This window comes from Nitrospirota bacterium, assembly GCA_026387665.1.
In the GTDB taxonomy this organism is placed as follows: domain Bacteria; phylum Nitrospirota; class Nitrospiria; order Nitrospirales; family Nitrospiraceae; genus Palsa-1315.
In genome coordinates, this window is record JAPLLG010000004.1 from 65,632 (window position 1) to 88,775 (window position 23,144).

The following is a 23,144-nucleotide window of genomic DNA, read 5'->3' on the forward strand; positions in this document are numbered from 1 at the left end:
AAGTAGTGAAAGGTAAAAGGTGAAACGTGAAAAATAGGGCTGAGACAGAGGCGGTGGTCCGGTTTTTCCACGTTTTACGTTTTACGTCTCACGTTTCACCTCTTACGGAGGTTCTATGACAATTGTTGAAATGGCTGTGCTGCTGGTGGCGGTTGCATTTGCGGTGTTGGTGGGCTATCTCGTGCCGGTGCTGATTCAGATTCGCAAGACCGTGGCGGAGTCCGAACAGTTGTTCGCCACCATGAATCAGGATTTGCCGCCGTTGATCGGCGAGCTTCGGGCTATGAGTCACAACCTCAACGACCTGACGGAGCAGGCCCGCGGGGGAGTCGAACATGCTGCCGTCCTTTTGCATGCGGTCGGGGAAGTGGGAGAGTCGGTTCAGCATGTGCACGACGTCGTGAGGGGGACGAGCGGATCGTTCGTGAACAATGTGGCGAGCGTGGTGGCAGGATTCAAAGCCGCAACCCAAGTCATGAAGGAGCGGTTTCGCGAAGAAGGAGGGCATCACAATGGCGGATGATCGAGGTTCTTCAGCAGCAACAGTCATGTTGGCATTTCTGGGCGGTGCGGCAATCGGTGCAGTGGCGGCCCTGTTGCTGGCGCCACAGACCGGACGCGAGTCGCGTGAGCAGTTGCGGGGCTATGCCCGTCGCGCAGAAGACAATTTGCGGGATCTGGCAAGCCGCGCGGGCGACGCGGTGGAAGAGGTCGTGGAAGAGGGGAAGGAATTTGTGGACTCGAAGAAGGCGGTCCTGCGCGAGGCGTTCGACGTCGGGCGTGAGGCGATGCGTCGTGAGCGGGACCGATTGCGTGGAGAGGAACGCAGCTAAATGATGACGTACGAAGTCGTCATCGGCGTGGAAGTGCATGCGCAGCTGCGGACCAAGTCCAAGCTGTTTTGCGGATGCGGGACGCAATTCGGGCTGACGGCCAATAGCCAGACTTGCCCACTCTGCCTGGGACTTCCCGGCACGTTGCCGGTGATCAATCGGGCGGCGGTCGAGATGGCGGTGCGGGCTGGCTTGGCGTTGAATTGCACCATCGCGGCGAACAATCTCTTTGCGCGCAAGAACTACTTCTATCCGGATCTGCCCAAGGGCTATCAGATTTCGCAATACGAAGAGCCGATCTGCGAACATGGTTGGATTGAGATTGCCCCGGCTGACGGCAAGCCCCGGCGTGTTCGTATCCGGCGCGCCCATCTGGAGGAAGATGCGGGGAAGAGCGTCCACGTGGCCGGCGCCAATGGGAGCCGTGTTGATTTGAATCGGGCCGGCACGCCGCTGCTGGAAATCGTGACGGAGCCTGATTTGCGGTCGGCCGATGAAGTCGTAGCCTACTTGAAGGGCCTTCGCGATGTGCTTATGTATCTGGAAGTCTGCGACGGCAACATGGATGAGGGGAGCTTTCGTTGCGAGCCGAACCTCTCGCTCCGTCCGGTGGGCCAGAAGGAATTCGGCACCAAGGTCGAACTGAAAAATATCAATTCGTTCAAGTTCGTCAAAGATGCCATCGAGTATGAGATCAAGCGCCAGACCAAGGTCTTGAGCGAGGGCGGGAAGATCAATCAGGAGACCAGGCTCTGGAACCTCGATCGCGGCGAGACGGCGGTGATGCGCTCTAAGGAAGAGGCGCACGACTATCGCTACTTCCCCGATCCCGATCTGGTGCCGCTCAAGCTCGATAGGGAATGGATCGAGGGCTGCCGCAAACAGGTGACAGAATTGCCGGCCGCCAGGCTCCAGCGATTCGTCCGCGAGTTTGCTCTGTCCGAGTACGATGCCGGCGTGTTGACTGCGTCGAAGGCTGTGGCCGATTATTTCGAGACGGCGGTGAAACTGTTCAATCAGCCCAAGACGGTAAGCAATTGGGTGATGGGCGAACTCACCAGGGAGTTGAATAATTCAGGAACCGATACGAGCGTCTCGCCGGTTTCTCCGGAACGGCTGGTGAGTCTGTTGCAGTTGGTCGAGCAGGGGACGATCAGTTTGAAGGTTGCGCGCGAGATTTTTCCGGAAATCTATAGCAGCGGAAAGACGCCGGAGCAGATCGTTCAGGAGAAGGGCCTCGTGCAAGTCTCCGACGAAGGGGCACTCGATCAGATCATTATTGACGTGCTGGCGAAGAATCCGTCGCAGGTGGCACAGTTCAAAGAGGGTAAGCAGCAAGTGCTGGGATTCCTGGTCGGGCAGGTGATGAAGTCGTCCGGTGGCAAGGCAAATCCCGGGAAGGTGAACGAGTTACTAAAGAAGAAGTTGGCGGGATGAGGCAGAGGTGCCTTCGACTGCTCGCGCAACGCGCGGCCTCAGAAGGCCCTCGTTGGACGCGCGCAGTCGAAGGCACCTCAGCCCCACCCCTGAGAGTGACCAGTCATAAGAGGGAGCAGAAGGCATGAGCGCGATTCGAGAGATCAAGGGTAGGCAGATTTTGGATTCACGGGGGAATCCGACGATCGAGGCGGAGGTCACGCTGGACAGCGGGGCCTGTGGGCGGGCGGCTGTGCCCTCCGGGGCTTCGACCGGCGAGAAGGAAGCGATCGAATTGCGCGATGGCGACAAGAAGCGCTGGATGGGGAAAGGCGTGTCGAAGGCCGTGGGCAACATCAGCAAGCTGATTGCCCCGGAGCTATTAGGGATGGAAGCGCTCGATCAAGTCGAGATTGACCAGACGATGATCGATTTGGACGGCACGAAAACAAAGAGCCGACTTGGCGCCAACGCCATTCTGGGTGTGTCCCTGGCCGTGGCGAAGGCGGCGGCGTCTGAAACAGGCCAGCCGCTCTATCGCTACCTTGGCGGGACGAATGCGCGAGTGTTGCCGGTGCCGCTGATGAACATCATCAACGGCGGTGCCCATGCCGACAACCGGCTGGATCTGCAAGAGTTCATGATCATGCCGGTGGGGGCGTCCAGTTTTAGCGAGGCGTTCCGGATGGCGACCGAGGTGTTCCATACGCTCAAGGCGTTGTTGAAGAAAAAGGGGTTGAATACGGCGGTCGGCGACGAAGGCGGATTTGCGCCGGATCTCCAATCGAATGAAGAGGCGCTTGGCCTGATCATGCAGGCGATTGAGGCGGCAGGCTACAAGCCGGGGCGCGACATCGCCCTTGCCCTGGACTGCGCCGCCAGCGAACTCTATGAGAAGGGCCGGTACTACCTGGAAGCAGAAAAGAATCCTGAGCGCTCCGCCGAGGAGATGATCCTGTACTACGCGAAGCTCGTGGATCGCTATCCGATTCTCTCCATCGAAGATGGATTGAGCGAGTTGGATTGGAAGGGCTGGAAGCTGATGACGGAGAAGCTGGGCAAGAAGGTTCAATTGGTCGGAGACGATATCTTCGTGACCAATGTGGAGATCTTTGCTAAAGGAATTAAGGAAGGGATCGCGAATTCCATTCTGATCAAGCTCAACCAGATCGGCACCCTGACGGAAACGCTGGAGGCGATTGAGTTGGCGAAGCGGTCTGGCTACACCGCGATCATCTCGCATCGATCAGGCGAAACAGAGGATACGACGATTGCGGATGTGGCGGTCGCGACCAATAGCGGGCTCATTAAGACCGGATCGCTGTCCAGGACGGATCGCGTGGCCAAGTATAATCAGCTGCTCAGGATCGAGGAAGAGCTGGGTTCGAGCGCAGTCTATCGAGGGCGTGAGGCTGTGCCGGGGCGATAGTAGATGATGCGGGAACGACGATGATCATTAAGCAGAACAGAGGCAGACAGTGGCTCGACTGGCAGCGCCGCATGGTCACGGGCGCGCATTATGCCGGAGCCGCCGCCTGTCTGTTGCTGCTGGTCGCGCTGGTGTTTGGCGATATGGGTCTGCCGCGGTATTTCTCCATGCGCGGTCACGCCCAACAGCTGGATCTCGATCTTCAAGAGCTGCAGCGGGCGACCCGCACGCTGCGGGGGGAGATCGATCGCTTGGAGCGAGACCCCGCGAAGATCGAACAGTTGGCGCGAGAGCAGCTCGGCTATGTCCGTAAAGGTGAAACCGTGTATCAATTGGTTCCTTCACCATCACAGGAGCGGCCCCGTCCGTAGTTGCACCATGAAGTTTGGCACAGTCGCAATCATTGGCCGACCGAACGTCGGCAAGTCGACCTTACTCAACCAATTGTTGAAGCAGAAGGTGGCGATCGTCTCGGATAAGCCGCAAACGACGCGAACGAGAATTTTGGGGGTCGTGCATGCGCCGGGTGCGCAGATTGCCTTGCTGGATACGCCGGGGCTGCACAAGCCGCAACATCTGCTCAATCGCCGCATGGTCCGCACCACGGTCGAGACGCTGGAGGAGGCGGATATCCTGTACGTGTTGATGGACACGACGAGTTCGCCAGGTCCCGGCGATCTGTTGGTGATCGACCATGTGAAGGGGGCGATCCGGAAGCGCCCGCGCCCGGTTATTCTCGTATTGAACAAGGTGGATCTGGTCAATAAGCTCAAGTTGCTACCGGTGATGGAGACCTACGCGCGACTCTTCGCCTGGACGGACGTGGTGCCGGTGTCGGCTGAAACCGGCGACAATGTCGATCGCTTGTTGTCCGTGACCGTGGCCCATTTGCCGGAAGGGGATGCGGGCTATGGGGAAGACACGGTCACCGATCAGTCCATGCGGACCTTGGCCGCCGAGATGATTCGCGAGAAGATTTTGCTCCAGACCTATGAAGAAGTGCCCTATTCGGTGGCCGTGGAGATCGATGCCTTTGTGGAGGAGGGGAAGCTGGCCCGCATCAGCGCGACGGTGCTGGTCGAGCGAGAGTCTCATAAGGCGATCCTGATCGGGAAGCACGGAGATCGGCTCAAGGAGGTCGGGACCGAGGCGCGGAAGGAACTGGAAGAGATCTTTGAGATGAAAGTGTTTCTGCAGTTGTGGGTGAAAGTGCGGGAGGCGTGGCGGGAAGATGAGCATGCTCTCACCGAATTAGGCTACTAGCAGGATTGTGATGCAGCCGACAGACCGTATGACAGAACCGACTCCAGTGGATCCGCGCCCTCGTCCGGGAGAGAAGGATCTCCTCCGTGATGCGTTGCGCGATCCTGCCGATCGAGGCCGGACGAAGTCCGACATCGTCTTGTTGTCGGTGCAGCGGCTGTTGCGGCGCGGTGCAATCACCAATCTTGCCAAGATGCTGGGCCGGATGCACCAGGCCGATGTGGCCAAAGTGATTGTGCATCTGTCGTCCTCCAAAGAAAAACGTGAAGTGTTCGAACTGGTGCGAGGCGAGTCGAAGCGCGGCCAGGTGCTGAGCGAGCTCGACAGCGACAGCATCAATCAGGTGCTGGCGGATCTGCTGCCCTCGGATATTGCCTGGCTGATCAAAGACCTCGGTCCTGACGACGTGGCCTACATCCTCGGGGTGCTACCGGAAGAGCGAGCCACGGAGATTCTCTCGCTGATGCGGACGGAGGACTCCACGGAGGTCGCCGACCTGCTGAAGTATCCGAAGGATACGGCCGGCGGCATCATGACGACGGAGTTTTTCGCGCTGCCGGAAGAGGCGACGGCGCAGGATGCCATCCGCCGCCTCCAGCTGGCGACGGATGCGGAAATGGTGTTCTACATTTACGTGACCGACCGAGATGAGCGTCTGGTCGGGGTCCTCTCGCTGCGTCAGCTGTTGACGGTCCCTCCCTCGACGCCGCTGAAAAACATCGCCACGCGTGACGTGATCAGCGTAACGGTTGACATGGACCAGGAGGAAGTCGCCCGCCAAGTGGCGAGTTATAACTTGCTCGCGATTCCGGTCATCGACAAAGACAATAAATTGGTCGGCATCATCACGGTCGACGACGTCGTGGACGTGATCCGGGAAGAAGCGACCGAAGACATGCTCAAGATGGCCGGCGCGATCGAGGAGGACTCGGTCTCGAAGTCTTCCAGCGTGGCATCGGCGAAGCACCGGCTCCCCTGGCTCTTTACGAACCTTGTCGGCAGTCTGTTCTCGGGCGCGATTCTGTGGGAGTTCCGCTATACGATTCAGGAAGTGGTGGCTATCGTCAGTTTTATTCCGGTCATCGCCGCCATGGGTGGGAATGTGGGCCTCCAATCCTCGACCCTCATTATTCGCGGATTGGCGACAGGGCTGATCGCGTTGACGGATGTGCGGACCGTGTTTATCAGGGAAATTAAGGTCGGGCTCCTGATGGGGCTCGCCTGCGGCCTGATTCTCACCATCGTGGGCTGGCTGTGGCATCAAGCCTTTCTAGGCATGGTCGTGGGGGTGTCGCTGATTATGGCCTTCATGGTCTCGACCAGCATGGCGACGTTCATGCCCATTTTGCTGAAGCGCATGGGGGTGGATCCTGCCGTGGCGGCTGGCCCCTTTGTGACGACGGCCAACGACATCACGGGCATTACCATCTATCTCACCCTGGCCACCCTATTTATGGACCATCTGCGCTAGCAAGAACTGTCAAACGTGAGGCGTGAAACGTGAAACGTAGAACTGCCGGTTGCTCGTCCTCTGAAACCCTTCACGTTGTGCGAGTCGTGTCTCACGGATTGCCCCTATGCCGCTGATCAAGACGGCGGCGATCACGCTGAAAAGCCGGAAGTGGGGCGACGCGGATCGTATCGTCACCTTCTATACCAAAGAGATGGGTAAGGTTCGCGGTGTGGCGCGGGGAGCGCGCCGGATGAAGAGCCGGCTCGGCGCCTCGCTCGAGCCCCTCACGATCTGCCATCTCAACCTGTTCGAAAAGTCTGGCGATTCGCTCTATCGCATCTCGCAGGTCGATCTCGTGGAACCTTTCATGAAGTTTCGCGAAGACTTGACGTTGATGACGGCTGCCGCACGGATGGTCAATGTGGTGGGGGCGGTGACGCCGGATGGGGACCCGGACCCGCAGCTCTTCGACACGCTTGAACAGGGCTTGCGCGCATTGATCACGAGCCAGGACCCGGCGATGACGGCGCTGTTGTTTCAGATCAGGCTGCTGGGATTTCTTGGGTTTCGCCCCCAGACCGATCACTGTGCCGCTTGCGGCAAGGGACGGTTGCTGGGAGAGCCGCAGTTCTCACCTCTATCAGGAGGTCTGGTCTGTACGGTGTGTGCGGCCCGCCAATCGTTCCGTTGTTTGCCGCTCTCACGAGGGAGTCTGGCCTTTCTGCATCAGGCGTTGCAGCTGTCCTCCTCGGTGGTCGATCGTTTGAAAGCCGCAGGGCAGGTCCGGTACGAGGTGGAAAATGCGATTGAAGGCTATGTCACGGTGGTGGCGGGCAGGCAACTGCCTCCGGTGAATTTTTTGTCCTATCCGTCCTGATCAGGAGCGGGGGCGGCGTCGTGGAAGGAAGTGTCAAGAATGACCGAGACCCTGTATGAGCCGAAAGATATGTCCTGGGTGGACAAGGGTGTGTTGGGCATTGAATGGAACGATGGGCACAAGTCCGTCTATCCCGTCCGGTATCTCCGCCAGCAATGTCCTTGCGCCGCCTGTGTGGACGAGTGGTCCGGCGTCCGGCGTCTGCAGCCGGACGATGTGCCGATCGTGATCATGCTGCAGGATGTGCAGCCGGTCGGCCGCTATGCTTTGCAATTTACCTGGAGCGATGGCCACGACACGGGGATCTACTCCTATGGCCTCCTTCGGCGGATCTGCCAATGTGATGTCTGTCAGCCGGTCAAACCGATTGAGCCAAGGAGCCGACGTCTCTTGTGAGGACATTCGTGGATCGGTTCAGCGTCCGTGATTTGTCTCGTCGCTCGGGATGGGCCGGCCTTTGTGTGGTGGTTGCCCTTTGGTCAGTGTCCAGCTGCAGTTGGCTGCCGTCGCTGGAGGAGCAATCCCGCCATGTGAAAGCCAACGAGTTGTTGCTTCATCAGCTGACTCCCCCTGCATTTGTCGAGGCCTGGGGGCCTCCGGCCTATCAGCATGTTGAGTTCATGCAGTTCTTCGTCATGGAGGACAAATCGCTGATTCCTCGTTCGCGGGTGGCGATTGGCGAGGCGCCAGGAGGGTGGGAGGTTAGTCTTGAAGCCGGTGAGGGACTGTTTCTCGCCTATCCGGATCGCGGGTGGCTGGTGGTCTTTTTTGAGGGACGGCTGGTCTATCGCGAAGCGTTGACATCGGTGCAGCTCCATGCCTTGGGCCGGAGCTGGCAGCATGAAGACAAGTTCCGCTCCCGGTTTGAAGTGCCGGCTACTCCATAATATTAATATGATGTATACGATAGGCCTTCCGTGACCCAGCATCCTCTCCATCTGCTTATGGTTGCTTCTGAAGCGGTCCCTTATGCCAAGACGGGCGGGCTCGCCGACGTCGCTGGCGCCCTACCGCTTGAACTGGCAAAGCTTGGCCATGACGTTATTCTCCTGCTTCCGCACTATCGCTGCCTGAGTGAGTCTGGCCGATCCTTCCACCCCGTCTGTCAACTTCTGGTGCCGACCCCTCAAGGGCCGGTCGAGGCATTGATCGAAGAGGATGTCATCCCCGTCGGCTCAGGTGGCGGCCGGGTGCGGGTCTGGGCGATTGGGCATGAGGCCTTCTTCGATCGGCCTGGTCTCTATCAAGAGCAGGGTCTCGACTACCCTGATAACCTCGACCGGTTTTCATTTTTCTGTCGCGCGACGATAGAGGTCATCGCCTATCTCCGAACCGCCTGCCGATGGAATACGCACCTTCTTCATCTTCATGATTGGCAAGCGTCGCTCTGCGCGGTCTACCTCAAGACCATTGAGCGGGACCGGCAGGATGTTCAGGGAGTGCGCACAGTCCTGACGTTGCACAATGTGGGGTACCAGGGAATTTCCCCTGGCACGCAATTCGAGAAAACAGGTCTGCCTCCCTCGTTGTTTACCCCTGCGGGCCTGGAGTATTACGGTTCGGTGAATCTGCTCAAGGGGGGCATGGTCTTTGCTGATTATGTGACGACGGTCAGCCCAACCTATGCGCGAGAAATCCTGACGCTAGAATGTGGCTTTGGGCTCGAGGGGGTCTTGCGTAATCGGGAGGACCGGTTCGTGGGCATTCTGAACGGCATCGACGTCGATCGATGGAACCCGGCAACCGATCCCTATCTGCCTGCACATTACTCAGCTGACGATCGCGCAGGAAAGCAGTTGTGCAAGCAGGCGCTCCAACGTGAGTTTCAGTTGCCTGAAACCACGGCTCCGCTTCTGGCGGTGATTGCGAGGCTGACCCCGCAGAAAGGGGTGGACCTCGTCGAAGCCATTATTCCGCAATTGATGGCTCTGGATCTCCAGCTGGTGGTGTTGGGAGCAGGCGAGCCGGAACTCGAAGCCAAGTTCACGGTGTTACAGAAGAGGCATCCTCGCCGGATGGGCCTTCGCATCGGGTTCGATGAAGGGCTCGCGCATCGGATTGAAGGCGGGGCAGATATCTTCGTGATGCCCTCCCGGTATGAGCCCTGCGGCCTCAGTCAACTCTACAGCCTTCGGTATGGAGCCGTTCCCGTCGTTAGAAAGACCGGAGGGTTGGCCGATACGGTCGTGCCGCTGACCGAGCAGGCTCGGCGGGCAGGAGGGGCGACGGGGTTTCATGTTGAAGAGGATCGGGCGGAGGCTCTTCTGTCCGTCTTGCGCCGGGCTGTGGACCTGTATCAGGATCGATCGGCCTGGGATCAGTTGGTGGAGGCAGGGATGAAGACGGATGTGTCCTGGGCTCGTTCAGCGAAGGAGTACGACCGGCTTTTTGTGTCACTGGTCAGGGGTGGGCAGTCATCCGACGCGTAATGATCTACGGGCATGTCCATCCGGATGGGAATGTCGTGAGAAGATAGCGAAAGATGCGAGGCGAATCGGCTAGGGAAGGTTGAGCGTGACCTCAAGGATGTTGGATTCAAGCTCGGAAAGCAACGCTTTCGCCTGTAGCGTGTAGTAGGCGTACTCGGATTGGGGTTGGTAGCTGAGGACGGTCCTGAGCAGGTCCTTGGCCACGTCGAGCTTTCCTGCCTCTACGGCAGCGGTGCCGGCTCGCAAGGAGCAGGCTGCCGCCATGGCCTTCATATCCACCGCAAATCTGGCAGCAGGAGTCGACACGAGCTTTTTGATCGTACCTGGGAGTGGGAGAATAAACGCTTCCGCGCTGAGCGAGCGATTGGCCGCCTTGGTCAGGGTCACCGCATCGTTGTTCAGTTGATCGATGTCATTGGTAGCTTGGCAATGGGAGTAGGTGCTCCAGAGGCCCATGAAGTTTCCGTTGTCGATGGCGGCTGTTTGTGCCGGCTGACCTGTTTGGCATCCAGCCACTGAAACGAGAATCCCGACTAATATCAATTGAAGGTTCTTCATGCTACTTCAGCCTTATCCTGTCTGTTTTGCGCGTAAGCGCCGTAATTAGTTTGATTGCAGTGTTACTGTATTGCGTATTGCAATCAATGGGCCAAAGGCTGCAATTGCAAGTAGTTGATTGTAAGCGATAAAATTAACAGTCACGGAGCAACCAAAGTGTTGCAGATAGCGCACTGTGGTATTTTCAACACAGGCACTGTGGCGAATTACGAGTTGAAGATTTGAACGAGGATTCCGGTTCTGGTTGTGGAGTTAGTTTTTCGCATGATGTGTTTGATGTGTTCTTTCACGGTCTGCTCGGTAATCTGCAGGGTATTGGCGATCTCTTTGTTGGTCCATCCTTTGGCCAGATGCTCAACGACGGATTGCTCACGATTCGTTAATTGAAACTTTTCCTTGGCCTGGTCTGTGTTGAGCTGTTGGCGTCTGGCCAACTCTTCCAATGTGACGACGAGTCTCGCATGCTGCACCCCGCCCCGGTCTGGCAGCCCGAACCCCCGCAACAGGATTGGCTGTTCCGGATTGCCTGCCACGCGCTTGATCTCGAAATGTTCCCAATCCTTGGCTTCAGTTCGGACATGGAGGGCCTTGATGATTTCCCCGCAGAGCTCTGTCAGTGCTGTTGGCAGGACTCCATGGGCAGATTTCAGCCCTCCCCCTCCCTGCTCTACTGCGTTGATCTGCTTCGACAGTTCTGAGGCCTGACGATTCATATGGAGGAGTTGCATGGAGGCGGAGAGGACCACAATCCCTGAGCCCGCTCGTTGATCGGCGAGGCTTTCTGTTGGGTCTGCGGGGAGTGATGAATTACTCATGAAAGGTCAGTCTGTTTTCGCGGTCGTGATACGCATAATGCTAGATAATCCAATGCGTTCCGTGAAGGCAGGTCATGGGAGATGAGGCACTTGACCTGGGACGCGAAAGAGTACCTAACCCTTTTGGGGGAGTCAACACCCACCTTTGGAGAGGGATGCCTACATCGTCGGTATTGTTCCTCAATAGAGCACCTTCTTATACTTCAGCCATAGTTATGTCGGTTCGCTCTATGAAATATACGGCCTAACGGAAGATAGCGCCAGGTTTTTCACATCATAATCATTTCGAGGGGGACAACGTGGGACAGCATGAGTGGGAATGGCCAATGTCGACGACTTTCCAGAAACACAATGAGCGGGCCGCGCTGTTGCGGCCGATTCCGTACGAGATGACTGCGCCGATGGACAATCGGCCTGCATCTGCTCATCAAGGGAAGGCTTTGTCGGTCAATATCAGTAGCGGGGGGATGCTGCTTGTGATGGATCAGGCCCCGGCAATCGAGCAAGTGATGAAGGTCTATGTTCCGACTCCCATCACCGCGGCAGGGATTCCGACCCTTGCGGAAGTGCGGTGGACGAGGAAATTGCCCTTCGGCAACAATGACGGGACTGGCTCGTATTTCGTCGGGCTCAAGTTTGTGTTTTAAGCCGACCGTTGCGATTGAGTGTAGCAGGGAGAGGGCGTCGATCCACATAAATTATCTGGCATTCGCGGTGAGAGAAGCGTAAAAGAGAAATCCTTATATGCGCATTCTCATCACAGGCGGAGCCGGATTTCTCGGGAGTCATCTCTCCGACATGCTGTTGCAGAGCGGCCATTCCGTGATCTGCATGGACAATCTCCTCACCGGACGCATGGACAACCTGGCCCATCTGCTCGGGCATGAGCGGTTCTCCTTCATTAAATACGACGTCTGCGATTACCTTCATGTCGAAGGGCCCCTCGATGCGGTGATGCACTTTGCGTCGCCTGCCAGTCCTCAGGATTACATGGAGTTCCCGATTGCGACGATGAAGGTCGGGGCCATGGGAACACATAAAGTATTGGGGTTGGCTCGGGCAAAAGGCGCGCGGTTTATTCTTGCCAGTACCTCGGAAGTCTATGGTGATCCTCTAGTGAATCCCCAGCCGGAAACCTACTGGGGGAATGTGAACCCCATTAGTCCCCGTGGGGTCTACGATGAGGCTAAACGGTTTGCCGAAGCCATGACCATGGCCTTTCATCGCTACCATGGGGTCGATACCAGAATCGTGCGGATCTTTAATACCTTCGGCCCCCGCATGCGGCCGCATGATGGCCGGGTTGTCTCCAATTTTATCGTCCAGGCGCTCCAGGGGAAGCCGCTCAGCGTGTTCGGCGACGGGCTCCAGACCAGGAGTTTTTGTTACGTCGATGACCTGGCCCGAGGCATTATCTCCTTGCTTATGCTGGACTCGGACAAGACGCCTGAGCAGCGGACGGATCGCAAGTTTCTAGTCTCGGGGAATACAGGCGCCGAGACGGCCAGCATGCATGAGCCGGTGAATATCGGAAACCCGCGCGAACTCACGGTGATGGAGATCGCGAAACTGGTGTTGGAGCTCACTCGCTCATCGAGCCAGATCACCCATCATCCCTTGCCGGCCGATGATCCGAAAGTCAGACGGCCGGACATTTCTCGGGCGCGCGCGCTACTGAACTGGGAACCCCAAGTGCCGCTTGAAGATGCCCTCCTTCGCACGATCGACTACTTCAAAAAAGTCATCTAGCCTCGGCTCGGTGTGAGCGGGCGCGGTCTTGCGCCCATCCCAGGGAAAAAGGCCTATAATGGCCGCCTTGACCGCGTCGAAACTCCCGCTGTATCCTGTTCCAGTCTTACTATTACGAGGGATAAGGTTTTTTATGTTGTCTGACCAAAGCAACCAGGCGGAAACGTCGGTCGAATCCATCGAAGCGACGGGCGTGGAAGAGGTGGTTGCCCTCATCCCCATTCCAGAATATGTCAATGAATTGGTCACCCGAGCCAAGCAGGCCGCAGTTCGGCTGGCGACGCTGTCAACGGCTACGAAGAACCGGGCTCTCTTGGCGATGGCCGAGGCATTGGAAGAGCATAAAGACGCGCTGCTTGCCGCCAATGAGCTGGATCTGGAGGCCTTTGGGACTGAGCCGGAGAAGAAGGCGATGGCGGACCGGCTGCGTCTGACGGAGGAGCGAATCGTCGAGATGGCTGTGGGCCTGCGCGAAGTGGCGGCGCTCCCTGACCCGCTCGGTACCATGCCGAAGATGTGGACGAGGCCGAATGGCATGCAGGTGGGGCGAGTGCGGGTTCCGATCGGCGTCATCGGCATTATTTACGAGTCCCGTCCGAACGTCACGGCTGATTCCGCCGCCCTCTGTTTGAAGTCCGGGAATGTCTGTGTACTCCGTGGCGGGAGCGAGGCGATCCATTCCAATACGGCGATTGCGACGGTCCTTTCGGACGCGGCGGAAAAGGCCGGCGTCCCGGCCGGGGCGATCACCTTTGTCGCGCGGCCTGAGCGTGAGCTGGTGCCTCTTCTGCTGAAGCAGGATCGCTACATCGATTTGATTATTCCACGCGGCGGCGAATCGCTGATGAAGGTCGTCACCGAACATGCCACGATCCCTGTCATCAAACACGATGCCGGCGTCTGTCACATCTATGTCGATGGCGATGCCGATCCGGCCATGGCCGAGCGTGTTTGTTTCAACTCCAAGGTGCAGCGGCCCTCGACCTGCAATGCGGTGGAAACCCTCTTAGTTCATCAGGGCATTGCGCGCAACTGGCTCGCGCCGTTCATTGAGAAGTTGGTCGAGGCCAAGGTTGAAGTCCGCGGTTGCCCGAAGACCTGTCAGTTGTCATCCTCGGCCAAGCCAGCGAGCGACGATGATTTCGGAAAGGAATTCCTCGACCTCACCGTGGCAGTCAAAGTGGTCAAGAACATCGATGAGGCGATGGAGCATATTGCCAAGTATGGTTCACGCCATACGGAAGCCATTGTGACCTCCGACTATCCCAAGGCCATGCGGTTCTTGCGGGAGGTCGATGCCAGCGCGGTGTTAGTGAACGCCTCGACCAGGCTGAATGACGGCTATCAATTCGGGCTGGGCGCGGAAATCGGGATCAGCACGTCCCGCATCCATGCGCGGGGTCCGATGGGGCTGGAAGAATTAACCTGCTTCAAGTTTATCGTCTTGGGGAGCGGGCAAGTCCGCGAGTAGATGTCTGCTGATCCACTCTTGGCCGCATTGCACACAGTCGGCCATCTTCGTTTCTCCACGAATTTTCCCTTTGCGCAGGATCTTGAGCAGGCGGGCGGGCGAGCCGTCCGCCAGGCCACCGGCCATCTGGTCTTCTATCGCCAGGACGGGCGCAGATTTCTCGCCACAGACCCGGCAGGCAATCCGTTACATGAATGTGAGTGGGGGAGCAATGCCGTAGGCGAAGCGGTGCTTCTCCGTGCCAGGATCCGGTTGGATTGGGGCCAATGGGTCGGGTTGAAACCGGCTGGTTTGGTGAATGAAACCAGTCTCAATCTCGCCAGCAAACCTGGCTGGCAACGGCTCACCGCCGATGATTTGCGGGCGATGGCCGCGCAGGCGCTCCGGGTCCCGATCGAGGACGTGCGGTTTTTTTATCGCGATGAGGATCTCGTGATCGGGCCGACTGGCAGGGCCACGATTCGCCAGCGGAAAGATGCCTTCTATGTGTTGCAGGACGGGGATTTCGAGCGGGCCAGATTCATGTCCTGCATGGGGGCGATGAGTTGGGCCTCGATCGATTTCCTGCCGGTCGTCGAACTCTTTAAGTCGCTCTTGCCGGGAACCGGGTCTGCGGTCTTTGAATTGATCCGCGGCCTCTACGACGATCAGAACGAGGGGAGTCAGAGCCCCAGACCGTTGCGCTATCGCGGGATTCCTGCCTATCCGTCGGAAGCAGCCTTTCGCTTGTTCAGTAATTTCTTTACTCCTCAGGCCCCCGGGGGGACCAACCCCTTCACACTCTTCATGAATCAGGAGCGGTCCAACCAAGTCACCTGGCTGCCGGCTGGGACGATGCCGGTTCGATATTTTGACCAGAGTATAGGGGCCTGCCTGACCCTCCAGGGTGGTTTGTTGCAGAAGGTCACGGTGGCATCCGATGTCGCAGGGCTCTCCTACATGAGTCCGAAAGGCCGTCGCGCGCTGCCCTGCGATCGGAGCGCAGAGATTGTCGGAGGCCAGGTCATTCTGAAGGAGCGTGAGCGCCAGACTCCCTTGCCTGTGACCCTGCCGCAAGAGAGCAGGGAGCAGCCAGGCGCATCAGTGGCCATGAGCCCGGTCGATTGGCGATCGGTCTTTGTGCAGGGGGTTCCAGCGATCTCTCCTGCCGAGACCTATGGCGCGGTATTGCTCTATCCGGAAGACGAATCTGAAATCAACGAACGAGCGGCGCAGCCCTTCGTGGCGGATTATCTACAAGATCTTGGCGAACAGGATCGTGAGATCGGCGTGGCCCTGTCCCATGCCGAGCATGTCCTCATCGACAATGGCGACGCGGTGATTGCGACCTGCGTCCTCTTTGATCGGCCGAGAGACTATACGGTGCTCATCCATGAGGCGGCCCTGGCACAAAAGCAGGCGCAACAACTCTGGACGGTCTGCGCCGAGATGCAGCGGTGGGATTGGCTCTCGCGCATTCGATTCGTTTCTGCGAACGCGTCGCATGACCCAGCGGCCCTTCCTCTCTATGATTTGATCTATCGTTGGATCCCCTATGGTGAAGGGGAGGAACCGGCCAGGCTGGTTGAATGCATGAAGGAGATGGCGCGAACTCTTCGGGGAGGAGGCAATGCCTTCGTCATCGGTCCGGCACAATTGGGCCGGCATGGCTCGTCCTCGGGACTCCACGTCTGCTGGGAAGAACCGGTCGAACAGCTCCCCACGTTTCGGATGCATCGCACGATCCTGCCGAAAGCGAAGCTGCGGGCGGGGCTCACCTTATTTCACCTGAAGAAGGTCTAGTCTGCTTGCACTGGGTATCATGGATCGATTACGGTTGTCGCTATGAATGAACCGACGTCAGAACAGATTGCAGGCGAGGAGCCTGGCGACAAGATTGTCATCTATTGGGAACGGGAATATTCGACGGCCATCGCGCCGGAGCGGCTGAAGCTCGACTTCATGCCGCATCGGCCCCTGCTGTCCGGAATGTCGCTGAATGAGCAGCGGACAGTGGCGGTCGAGGGCTACAAAGTGATTCCTGACGATTGCGGCCCGGTGCGAACCGTGGGCCAGTATGGCTGGCTCATTCGGTCTCCGGCTGACTGTAAGATCCGCCGCACGACTGAGGGGGTGAAATGGCAGGCCCCGCCGATCCTGCCGGAGGAGCGGATCCTAGGCTACAAATCCTTTTCAGGGACCTATGTCGATTTGATCTTAAACAGTGGGTATCCAAAGCTCTGTTGCGGGATCCGGTTCTACTATCCCAAACAGGTGGGCTTGATGATGAAGGACGTGCCGAATCACTTCTACCACTATCCCGATCGGACGTTTTTTGTGTGGGAGGGGATTAAGACGCAGGAGTACAAACGTACGCCGAATATGTACGAATGGCTCCCGGACTACGACGCGTTCACGGCGAATTTTCTGTTGCAACTCACCAAGCCGACGACCATCAAACGGGGCGATCCCATCGGGATCGTGGTGCCAGTGATGCTGCCCAAGCAGTTTGCGCTCGAAGAGCTCAAACGTCCCTAGGGCCCATTAGTAGTCTGGCGCGCGCAGCCGTCCGCGGTGCGCGGCGAGGTCGTGAATCCTCTCGTCTGCCGCATTGTGGCCTTCGACCCATGTATCGGCCCCCATATTGGACAGGCCGTGGAAGTGCGCGCCTCCCTCAATGGAAATCGACGGGGTGCGGACATCGCCGATGAGCATCCCAGGGCTCATGATCATGACCTTTTCCGAGGCCGTGATATCGCCCTTGATCTTGCCGCTCGTGATCAAGACTCTCGCCTTGATGTTGCCCCTGACGATCGCGAGTTCTCCGACCGTCACGGTTCCGGTCGAGTGGAGTTCGCCTTCAAATTGGCCGTCAACCCGGACACTGCCTTGTAGGGTCAGGACGCCTTTGAAGACCACGTCTTTTCCTAAGAACGTGAAATCTTCCTGGCTTGTCGCTGTCCCTTGCTGGTTTTTTCCGAACGCCCACATGGCATCCTCCTTACCTGTGCCCCCGGTGATGAGGCCTTGCGGCTTCTCGGACCGGTCGATCGTCGACCTGCTTCATCCGAATCGGGCTCCCATGCCGCTTGTCGTTCATAGGATAGGCAGTCAGGTTATGCTGCATGGGTGTTAGGCATTGGCTCGTCTGATGGTTGCGACATCGGAATCATCGACGGAGCGGAGTGGCACTTCGCGTGACACTTCCCGGATGGCCTGCGTCATCTCCAGCGTCCCGTTGAAGAGCACGCCGTCTTCGACGGAGATCATCGGCGTCTTCACTCCGCCATTGAGCACGGCGGGGGCGAGCAGCTTGATCTTCTCTTTGGCCACGACATCGCCGGTGATCTTCCCCATGCACACGATGGTGCCTGCGCTCACCTTGGCCGTGAGGACGGCTTCTTCTCCCACGAGCAAGGTCCCTTCGGTGTGGATCTCTCCATCGAGGAATCCATCGATCCGCACGGTCCCGCTGTAGGAGATCATGCCCTTGAATTCGACGCCTTTTCCGACAAAGGCCACGACGGCTTCGTTCGACTCAGGCCTGGTATTCGGAGATGAAGGGATATTGCCCTCCATATCTGAAAGGGATTGCGGCGAACGTCTCGTATCCTGTTTCTCCGGCTGCCACATAATCGGTCCTCCTCTGTGTGTGTGAGACAAGTAGCGTCAGTCTCAGTTTCAGTTATGACCTGTATCGGTTGGTGTAGGAGAAATATTGAGCGTTCAGTTCTGATAAGACCCAACTCTGCATTTCAGTGTCCAATTCTTTCCTAGTCCGAAGCGGGGAAACGAGAAATACGTACCCACTAGCCACCCTAGGGGTCGCGGGGTTATGACCGCGGACTACTCTATATTGCGGTGTAGTGGCGAGAGTTTTCACGGCGGCAATATTTTCCCTATGAGAGGCGGCGGCTCGCCTGACCCCATAAAAATATTGCGAATGTGGCGCCAGGAGCGGAGTCCGGCTGTTCCACGCGTCTCGAATCGAGGGGCGTTCGCCCCGTCGATTCGTTCAGGCGCCGGCGCGAGTCATCGTCTCGCGGCTTGACAGGGGTCCTGGGCCTCAGTAAGATGCCGCAACCTTTAATGCTCATCCTGCGAGGTGAGTAAGGAGTGTGTATGGGCGTTATTCAGGCTTGTGTCTGCCGACACATCTCAACCTTCTCATCGAATGTCGATGAGGGGGTTTTTTTATGCCAGAAAGTTGAATGAATCATGGTGATGACCCGGAACGATCGACCCCAGGAACGGCTGATTATGGATGCGGGAGACATCGCTAGGGCTGTGACCCGTATCGCGCACGAGATTCTCGAACGGAATAAAGGCATCCAGAATCTGGCGTTGGTCGGGATCAGGACCGGCGGGGTGCATCTGGCCCATCGGCTGGTGAAACGGATCCAAGAGATCGAATCGGCTTCCGTGCCGATCGGTGAGTTGGACATTACCCTCTACCGGGACGATCTGTCGCTGCGGAAGGAACAACCGATTCTCCGCATGACGTCGGTTCCGTTCGATATTTCCGACAAGGTGATCGTGCTGGTGGATGACGTGTTGTTCACGGGGCGAACGATCCGCGCGGCGATGGACGGGTTGATCGATTTGGGACGGCCGGCGGAGATTCAGCTGGCGGTGCTGGTCGACCGGGGCCATCGGCAGCTGCCGATCAAGGCGACCTATATCGGGAAAAACATTCCGACGTCCCGGGAAGAGGACATTCAAGTGTTATTGGAAGAGCAAGGCGAGGATGATCGGGTCGTGATTCTCAAGGCCTGAGGTTGGAGGGAACGATGAGTCTCAAACGCAAAGACCTCTTGAGCCTGGCGCCCTTGTCGGTGGACGAGATCAAACTGATCTTGGAGACGGCCGATTCGTTCAAGGAAGTAACCGGGCGGGAAATCAAAAAAGTTCCGGCGCTCCGGGGCCGCACGGTGGTCAATCTCTTTTTCGAGCCCAGCACGAGGACGCGCACCTCGTTCGAGCTGGCGGCGAAACGGCTGAGCGCCGACGTGATCAACTTTTCGCCCTCCTCGAGCAGTGTCGTCAAAGGGGAAACGTTGCTCGATACCGCGCGCAATATCGAAGCGATGCAGGCGGATATTATCGTGCTGCGGCACCCTTCGGCCGGCGCAGCCGAGGCCCTGGCCCGCGGGGTGAAGTCCTCCGTGATCAATGCGGGAGACGGATGGCATGAGCATCCGACGCAAGGGCTGTTGGATCTTTACACGATTCGCGAACGGGGCCTGTCGTTCGAGGGGCTCAAGGTCGCGATTGTTGGCGATGTGGCCCATAGCCGGGTGGCCCGTTCGAACATTCACGCCTTGGTCAAGTTGGGAGCGGAAGTCCGGGTGGTGGGGCCTCCGACGATGATCCCGGCCGGGGTCGAGAAGCTGGGCGTGCGAGTCTACTACCACCTCGACGAGGCCTTGCGCGATGTGCAGGTCATTATGATGTTGCGTTTGCAGCTGGAGCGGCAGGGGAAAGCCCTGTTCCCGACCATTCGCGAATATGCGCGGCTCTACGGGTTGACGTCCGAGCGGGTCAAGCTGGCCGATCCTAAGGTGATCGTCATGCATCCCGGGCCGATCAATCGGGGGGTCGAGATCGCGCCGGAGGTGGCGGATAGTTTGTCGTCGGTGATCTTGGACCAGGTGGCGAACGGCGTGGCCGTTCGCATGGGTATTCTCTATCTCATGTCAGGAGCGAACTGAATCGTGGCTATTCACATTGCAGGTGGGCACGTGATCGATCCGGGACGGTTCAATGGCGTGGCCGATGTGTTGATCGATGAGGGGCGGATCGTGGCAGTGGGGCCTAACCTCAAAGCTCCGGCTGGCGCCACGAAGATTGATGCCAAGGGGCGGCTGGTCCTTCCCGGGTTCGTCGATCTCCATGTCCATTTCCGTGAGCCGGGTTTCGAATATAAAGAGTCGATCCAAAGCGGCGCGGCGGCGGCGGTGGCAGGTGGGTTCACCTCGGTCTGTTGCATGCCCAATACGAACCCCGTGAACGACAATCAGGCAATTACGGAATTCATGCTGGAGCGGGCGAAGGCGGCCGGGTTGGCGAATGTGTTTCCCATCGGCGCGATCACCAAAGGCTCGGAAGGCAAGGAGCTGGCGGAGATCGGCGACTTGCGGCGCGCCGGTTGTGTGGCCATCTCGGATGACGGGAAGCCGGTGATGAACAGTCTCGTGATGCGGCGCGCGATGGAATATGCCCTGGCCTTCGACGTGCCGGTGGTCGACCATTGTGAAGACCTGCACCTCGCCGAGGGGGGCTGCATGAACGAAGGAGTCATCTCGACCGAGTTGGGGCTCCCTGGCATGCCGTCCGCGGCGGAAGATGTGATGGTGGCGCGGAACGTCGCCTTGGCGGAACTGACGGGAGCCAGGCTGCATCTGGCCCATATCAGCACCGAGGGGTCGGCCAGGATGGTGCGGGAGGCCAAGTCCCGCGGACTGAAAGTCACAGCCGAGGCCTGCCCCCACCACTTCACGATCACAGAGGAAACGGTTCGAGGCTATAACACCTATGCGAAAATGAATCCTCCGCTCAGGACTTGGAAGGACGTGCAGGCGATCAAAGAAGGTCTGCGCGACGGCACCATCGATGTCATTGCCACGGACCATGCGCCTCACGCTACGCAGGAAAAACAACTGGGGTTTGCGGAAGCGCCCTTCGGCATCGTCGGATTGGAAACGGCCCTGCCTTTGACCCTTGCCTTGGTCGAGGAGGGGGTGTTGTCCCTGGAGGCGGCGGTCGATAAATTGAGCACGGCTCCCGCGAAGGTGTTCGGATTGGCCAAGGGCACCTTGGCAGTCGGGGCCGATGCCGACGTGACGATTGTGGATCAGCATGAACAATGGGAAGTGGATCCGGCCAAGTTCTTCTCAAAGAGCCGCAACACGCCCTTTGCCGGCTGGAAGGTGAAGGGGCGGGTGCGGACGACCATCGTAGGTGGCCGAGTGGTATTCGAGGCCAGTCGGGCGGAGGGTTAGTGTTGCGCTCATCCCGTTGGGGGCTGATTTGTTGTCTGACCTGTGAATGGCTGGCGTTGGGCATCTGGGTCGGCGGGTTGCTGGTGCTCATCGGGGCGGTCATTCCAGCCGTCTTCAATACGTTCGGCGGGCAGGACTCAGGCGGGTTCTTTCTGACGAAAGCCTTTGAAGGTTATAATCGATTCGTGATCGGGGCTCTGGCGGTTCTGTGTGCCGGAACCTGGTATCGCTGGTGGAGTGGACATCAGGACGTGGCGGTCAGTCGGGTCGAGATGGGCTTGCTGGTGGGGATGACGGTGATCGCCGGCATCATCATTCTCTGGCTGCATCCGCTGGTTGCCTCGCTCCAGGCTCAGGCTTTTGCGGTGAAAGAGGAAGCGGCGCGGAAGGCGGCGTTCGAAGCATTCTTCCGTATCCATATGCCGGTCCGGTCGCTCTACATGGTCAATCTCGTACTGGGAATTGTGCTGACAGGAATCAAGGCCAAACGGTCGCTGCGGCGGGATGGAGTGGTGACGTGAAACAAGCATTGTTGGCATTGGCGGATGGCACGCTCTTCGAGGGGCGCGCCTTGGGCTATGAAGGGGAGGCGGTCGGCGAAGTCGTGTTTAATACGGCCATGACCGGCTATCAGGAAGTCTTGACCGATCCCTCCTATAAAGGACAGATCATCACGATGACCTGTCCTCACATCGGCAACTACGGGGTGACGCCGGAGGATATCGAGTCGCGGAAGATCTGGGCCGAAGGGTTTGTCGTCAAAGAGGCCAGCACGCTCGCCAGCAACTGGCGCAGCAAGCAGCAGTTACAAGCCTATCTTCAGGAAGCGAAGATCGTCGGCATCGAGGGGCTGGATACCAGGGCTCTCACGCGCCATCTGCGTGAACATGGTTCACAGCAGGGCCTCATTACCCATGTCGAGACGGACGCCCGTCGAGCTGTGGCCAAGGCCAAGGCGGCCCCTAGCATCATTGGCCGGGATCTCGCGACCACCGTCACCTGCGAGACAGCCTATCAATGGACAGAGGGATCGGGTGAATGGATTCCTTCGCTCGGAGACAAGCCCCGCGCGGCTGCGACCAAGCGCTGGCATGTCGTTGCCTATGATTTCGGCGTGAAGCAGAATATCCTTCGTCAGCTCGTGGATGCCGGGTGCAATGTGACCGTCGTGCCGGCTTCGACGACGGCGAAACAGGTGGCGTCCCTCAGACCGGACGGCATTTTCCTCTCGAACGGTCCTGGAGATCCGGAAGGCGTGTCCTATGCGATCGAATCGGTGCGGCAACTGATCGGCCAGTATCCGCTCTTTGGTATTTGTTTAGGCCATCAGATTCTCGGCCTCGCGTTGGGGCTCAAGACCTATAAGTTGAAGTTCGGCCATCATGGGGCGAACCATCCGGTCATGAACCTGCGCACGAGACAGGTCGAGATCACCTCGCAGAACCATAATTTCGCGGTGCAAGTCACGCAGCCGATCACATCTGTGCCGGATCGCCCGCCCGTGATTGAGACAACATTCGGGAAAGTTGCGGTAACCCATGTGAGTCTGAACGACCATTCGATCGAAGGATTGGCCTGTGTGGATCGTCCGGTGTTTTCGGTACAATATCATCCGGAGGCCTCTCCCGGGCCCCATGACTCTGGTTACTTATTTGCCGAGTTTATTCAGCTGATGGAGAAACATCATGTATAGCAGGATGCTGAAAAAGTCCGCCAGCTTCGTTCTCGCATCGTTCAGACCCTCAATGTACCCTAAAGGGTACGCCTCGGTCCTTCACTCGCTGCGGCCTTGCTGGACGGCCTTTTTGAGCATCCTGCAGGCGGGTTCTCTTGTTGCGCCCGCGTACGGATTCTCCAAGTGTTCGCGTTTC

The 23,144-nt window shown here is 58.3% G+C and carries 25 protein-coding genes; 21 read left to right on the forward strand and 4 right to left on the reverse strand.

The window, feature by feature from the left end:
- The first annotated feature begins 115 nt into the window (after positions 1-115).
- The 11 genes from NT179_03115 to glgA all read left to right on the forward strand — a co-directional run bounded on the left by NT179_03115 (position 116) and on the right by glgA (position 9,700).
- Positions 116-523 carry a DUF948 domain-containing protein gene (locus NT179_03115; GenBank protein MCX5721005.1) on the forward strand — a complete coding sequence of 136 codons (408 nt, stop codon included), beginning with the start codon at positions 116-118 and terminating at the stop codon, positions 521-523.
- A gap of 25 nt (positions 524-548) precedes the next feature.
- Positions 549-833, forward strand: coding sequence for a YtxH domain-containing protein (locus NT179_03120; GenBank protein MCX5721006.1), 285 nt, complete (start codon positions 549-551; stop codon positions 831-833).
- 3 nt (positions 834-836) lie between these two features.
- Positions 837-2,270: an Asp-tRNA(Asn)/Glu-tRNA(Gln) amidotransferase subunit GatB gene (gene gatB, locus NT179_03125; GenBank protein MCX5721007.1), complete on the forward strand. Its 1,434-nt coding sequence runs from the start codon at positions 837-839 to the stop codon at positions 2,268-2,270.
- A 124-nt stretch (positions 2,271-2,394) separates the two neighbouring features.
- Complete coding sequence (eno, locus tag NT179_03130) at positions 2,395-3,678, forward strand: phosphopyruvate hydratase (GenBank protein MCX5721008.1); 1,284 nt, start codon at positions 2,395-2,397, stop codon at positions 3,676-3,678.
- A gap of 20 nt (positions 3,679-3,698) precedes the next feature.
- On the forward strand, positions 3,699-4,049 hold the full coding sequence (locus tag NT179_03135) for a septum formation initiator family protein (protein ID MCX5721009.1): 351 nt from the start codon (positions 3,699-3,701) through the stop codon (positions 4,047-4,049).
- 7 nt (positions 4,050-4,056) lie between these two features.
- Entirely contained in the window at positions 4,057-4,941 is an 885-nt protein-coding gene (gene era / locus NT179_03140; GenBank protein ID MCX5721010.1) for a GTPase Era, read from the forward strand.
- Positions 4,942-4,969: 28 nt separating this feature from the next.
- Positions 4,970-6,412, forward strand: coding sequence for a magnesium transporter (mgtE, locus tag NT179_03145; GenBank protein ID MCX5721011.1), 1,443 nt, complete (start codon positions 4,970-4,972; stop codon positions 6,410-6,412).
- A 106-nt stretch (positions 6,413-6,518) separates the two neighbouring features.
- Entirely contained in the window at positions 6,519-7,271 is a 753-nt protein-coding gene (gene recO, locus NT179_03150) for a DNA repair protein RecO (GenBank protein MCX5721012.1), read from the forward strand.
- 39 nt (positions 7,272-7,310) lie between these two features.
- The gene (locus tag NT179_03155; protein ID MCX5721013.1) at positions 7,311-7,667 is read left to right on the forward strand and encodes a DUF971 domain-containing protein; all 357 of its coding nucleotides are present in this window, start codon (positions 7,311-7,313) and stop codon (positions 7,665-7,667) included.
- A gap of 134 nt (positions 7,668-7,801) precedes the next feature.
- Positions 7,802-8,158 carry a hypothetical protein gene (locus NT179_03160; protein ID MCX5721014.1) on the forward strand — a complete coding sequence of 119 codons (357 nt, stop codon included), beginning with the start codon at positions 7,802-7,804 and terminating at the stop codon, positions 8,156-8,158.
- Positions 8,159-8,188: 30 nt separating this feature from the next.
- Complete coding sequence (gene glgA, locus NT179_03165; protein MCX5721015.1) at positions 8,189-9,700, forward strand: glycogen synthase GlgA; 1,512 nt, start codon at positions 8,189-8,191, stop codon at positions 9,698-9,700.
- A 69-nt stretch (positions 9,701-9,769) separates the two neighbouring features.
- On the opposite strand, the gene NT179_03170 is transcribed toward glgA, so the two are convergent.
- Both NT179_03170 and NT179_03175 read right to left on the reverse strand, forming a co-directional pair.
- Positions 9,770-10,258 carry a hypothetical protein gene (locus NT179_03170; GenBank protein MCX5721016.1) on the reverse strand — a complete coding sequence of 163 codons (489 nt, stop codon included), beginning with the start codon at positions 10,256-10,258 and terminating at the stop codon, positions 9,770-9,772.
- Between the two features lie 206 nt (positions 10,259-10,464).
- Positions 10,465-11,073 (reverse strand): LuxR C-terminal-related transcriptional regulator, encoded by a 609-nt coding sequence (locus tag NT179_03175; protein MCX5721017.1) that lies wholly within the window; start codon positions 11,071-11,073, stop codon positions 10,465-10,467.
- Between the two features lie 326 nt (positions 11,074-11,399).
- On the opposite strand from NT179_03175, the gene NT179_03180 reads away from it, so the two are divergent.
- The 5 genes from NT179_03180 (at position 11,400) to NT179_03200 (ending at position 16,810) form a co-directional block, all read left to right on the forward strand.
- Complete coding sequence (locus tag NT179_03180; GenBank protein ID MCX5721018.1) at positions 11,400-11,720, forward strand: PilZ domain-containing protein; 321 nt, start codon at positions 11,400-11,402, stop codon at positions 11,718-11,720.
- Positions 11,721-11,817: 97 nt separating this feature from the next.
- The gene (locus tag NT179_03185) at positions 11,818-12,822 is read left to right on the forward strand and encodes an SDR family oxidoreductase (GenBank protein ID MCX5721019.1); all 1,005 of its coding nucleotides are present in this window, start codon (positions 11,818-11,820) and stop codon (positions 12,820-12,822) included.
- A gap of 133 nt (positions 12,823-12,955) precedes the next feature.
- Positions 12,956-14,293: a glutamate-5-semialdehyde dehydrogenase gene (locus tag NT179_03190; GenBank protein MCX5721020.1), complete on the forward strand. Its 1,338-nt coding sequence runs from the start codon at positions 12,956-12,958 to the stop codon at positions 14,291-14,293.
- The gene (locus NT179_03195) at positions 14,294-16,075 is read left to right on the forward strand and encodes a hypothetical protein (GenBank protein ID MCX5721021.1); all 1,782 of its coding nucleotides are present in this window, start codon (positions 14,294-14,296) and stop codon (positions 16,073-16,075) included.
- Positions 16,076-16,117: 42 nt separating this feature from the next.
- Positions 16,118-16,810: a hypothetical protein gene (locus NT179_03200; protein MCX5721022.1), complete on the forward strand. Its 693-nt coding sequence runs from the start codon at positions 16,118-16,120 to the stop codon at positions 16,808-16,810.
- Positions 16,811-16,816: 6 nt separating this feature from the next.
- On the opposite strand, the gene NT179_03205 is transcribed toward NT179_03200, so the two are convergent.
- Together NT179_03205 and NT179_03210 are read right to left on the reverse strand one after the other, a co-directional pair.
- The gene (locus tag NT179_03205) at positions 16,817-17,263 is read right to left on the reverse strand and encodes a polymer-forming cytoskeletal protein (GenBank protein MCX5721023.1); all 447 of its coding nucleotides are present in this window, start codon (positions 17,261-17,263) and stop codon (positions 16,817-16,819) included.
- A 141-nt stretch (positions 17,264-17,404) separates the two neighbouring features.
- Positions 17,405-17,905 (reverse strand): polymer-forming cytoskeletal protein, encoded by a 501-nt coding sequence (locus tag NT179_03210; protein ID MCX5721024.1) that lies wholly within the window; start codon positions 17,903-17,905, stop codon positions 17,405-17,407.
- Positions 17,906-18,496: 591 nt separating this feature from the next.
- Here NT179_03210 and pyrR point away from each other — a divergent pair.
- Genes pyrR through carA form a run of 5 tightly spaced genes read left to right on the forward strand, consistent with a single transcriptional unit; the run spans position 18,497 to position 22,966 of the window.
- Positions 18,497-19,048, forward strand: coding sequence for a bifunctional pyr operon transcriptional regulator/uracil phosphoribosyltransferase PyrR (pyrR, locus tag NT179_03215; GenBank protein MCX5721025.1), 552 nt, complete (start codon positions 18,497-18,499; stop codon positions 19,046-19,048).
- A 14-nt stretch (positions 19,049-19,062) separates the two neighbouring features.
- Positions 19,063-19,983 carry an aspartate carbamoyltransferase catalytic subunit gene (locus tag NT179_03220; protein MCX5721026.1) on the forward strand — a complete coding sequence of 307 codons (921 nt, stop codon included), beginning with the start codon at positions 19,063-19,065 and terminating at the stop codon, positions 19,981-19,983.
- A 3-nt stretch (positions 19,984-19,986) separates the two neighbouring features.
- Positions 19,987-21,273 carry a dihydroorotase gene (locus tag NT179_03225; GenBank protein MCX5721027.1) on the forward strand — a complete coding sequence of 429 codons (1,287 nt, stop codon included), beginning with the start codon at positions 19,987-19,989 and terminating at the stop codon, positions 21,271-21,273.
- Complete coding sequence (locus NT179_03230) at positions 21,273-21,794, forward strand: DUF4149 domain-containing protein (protein MCX5721028.1); 522 nt, start codon at positions 21,273-21,275, stop codon at positions 21,792-21,794. Before NT179_03225 ends, NT179_03230 begins: the two co-directional genes overlap by 1 nt.
- Positions 21,791-22,966 carry a glutamine-hydrolyzing carbamoyl-phosphate synthase small subunit gene (gene carA / locus NT179_03235; protein ID MCX5721029.1) on the forward strand — a complete coding sequence of 392 codons (1,176 nt, stop codon included), beginning with the start codon at positions 21,791-21,793 and terminating at the stop codon, positions 22,964-22,966. Before NT179_03230 ends, carA begins: the two co-directional genes overlap by 4 nt.
- Positions 22,967-23,144: the final 178 nt, after the last annotated feature.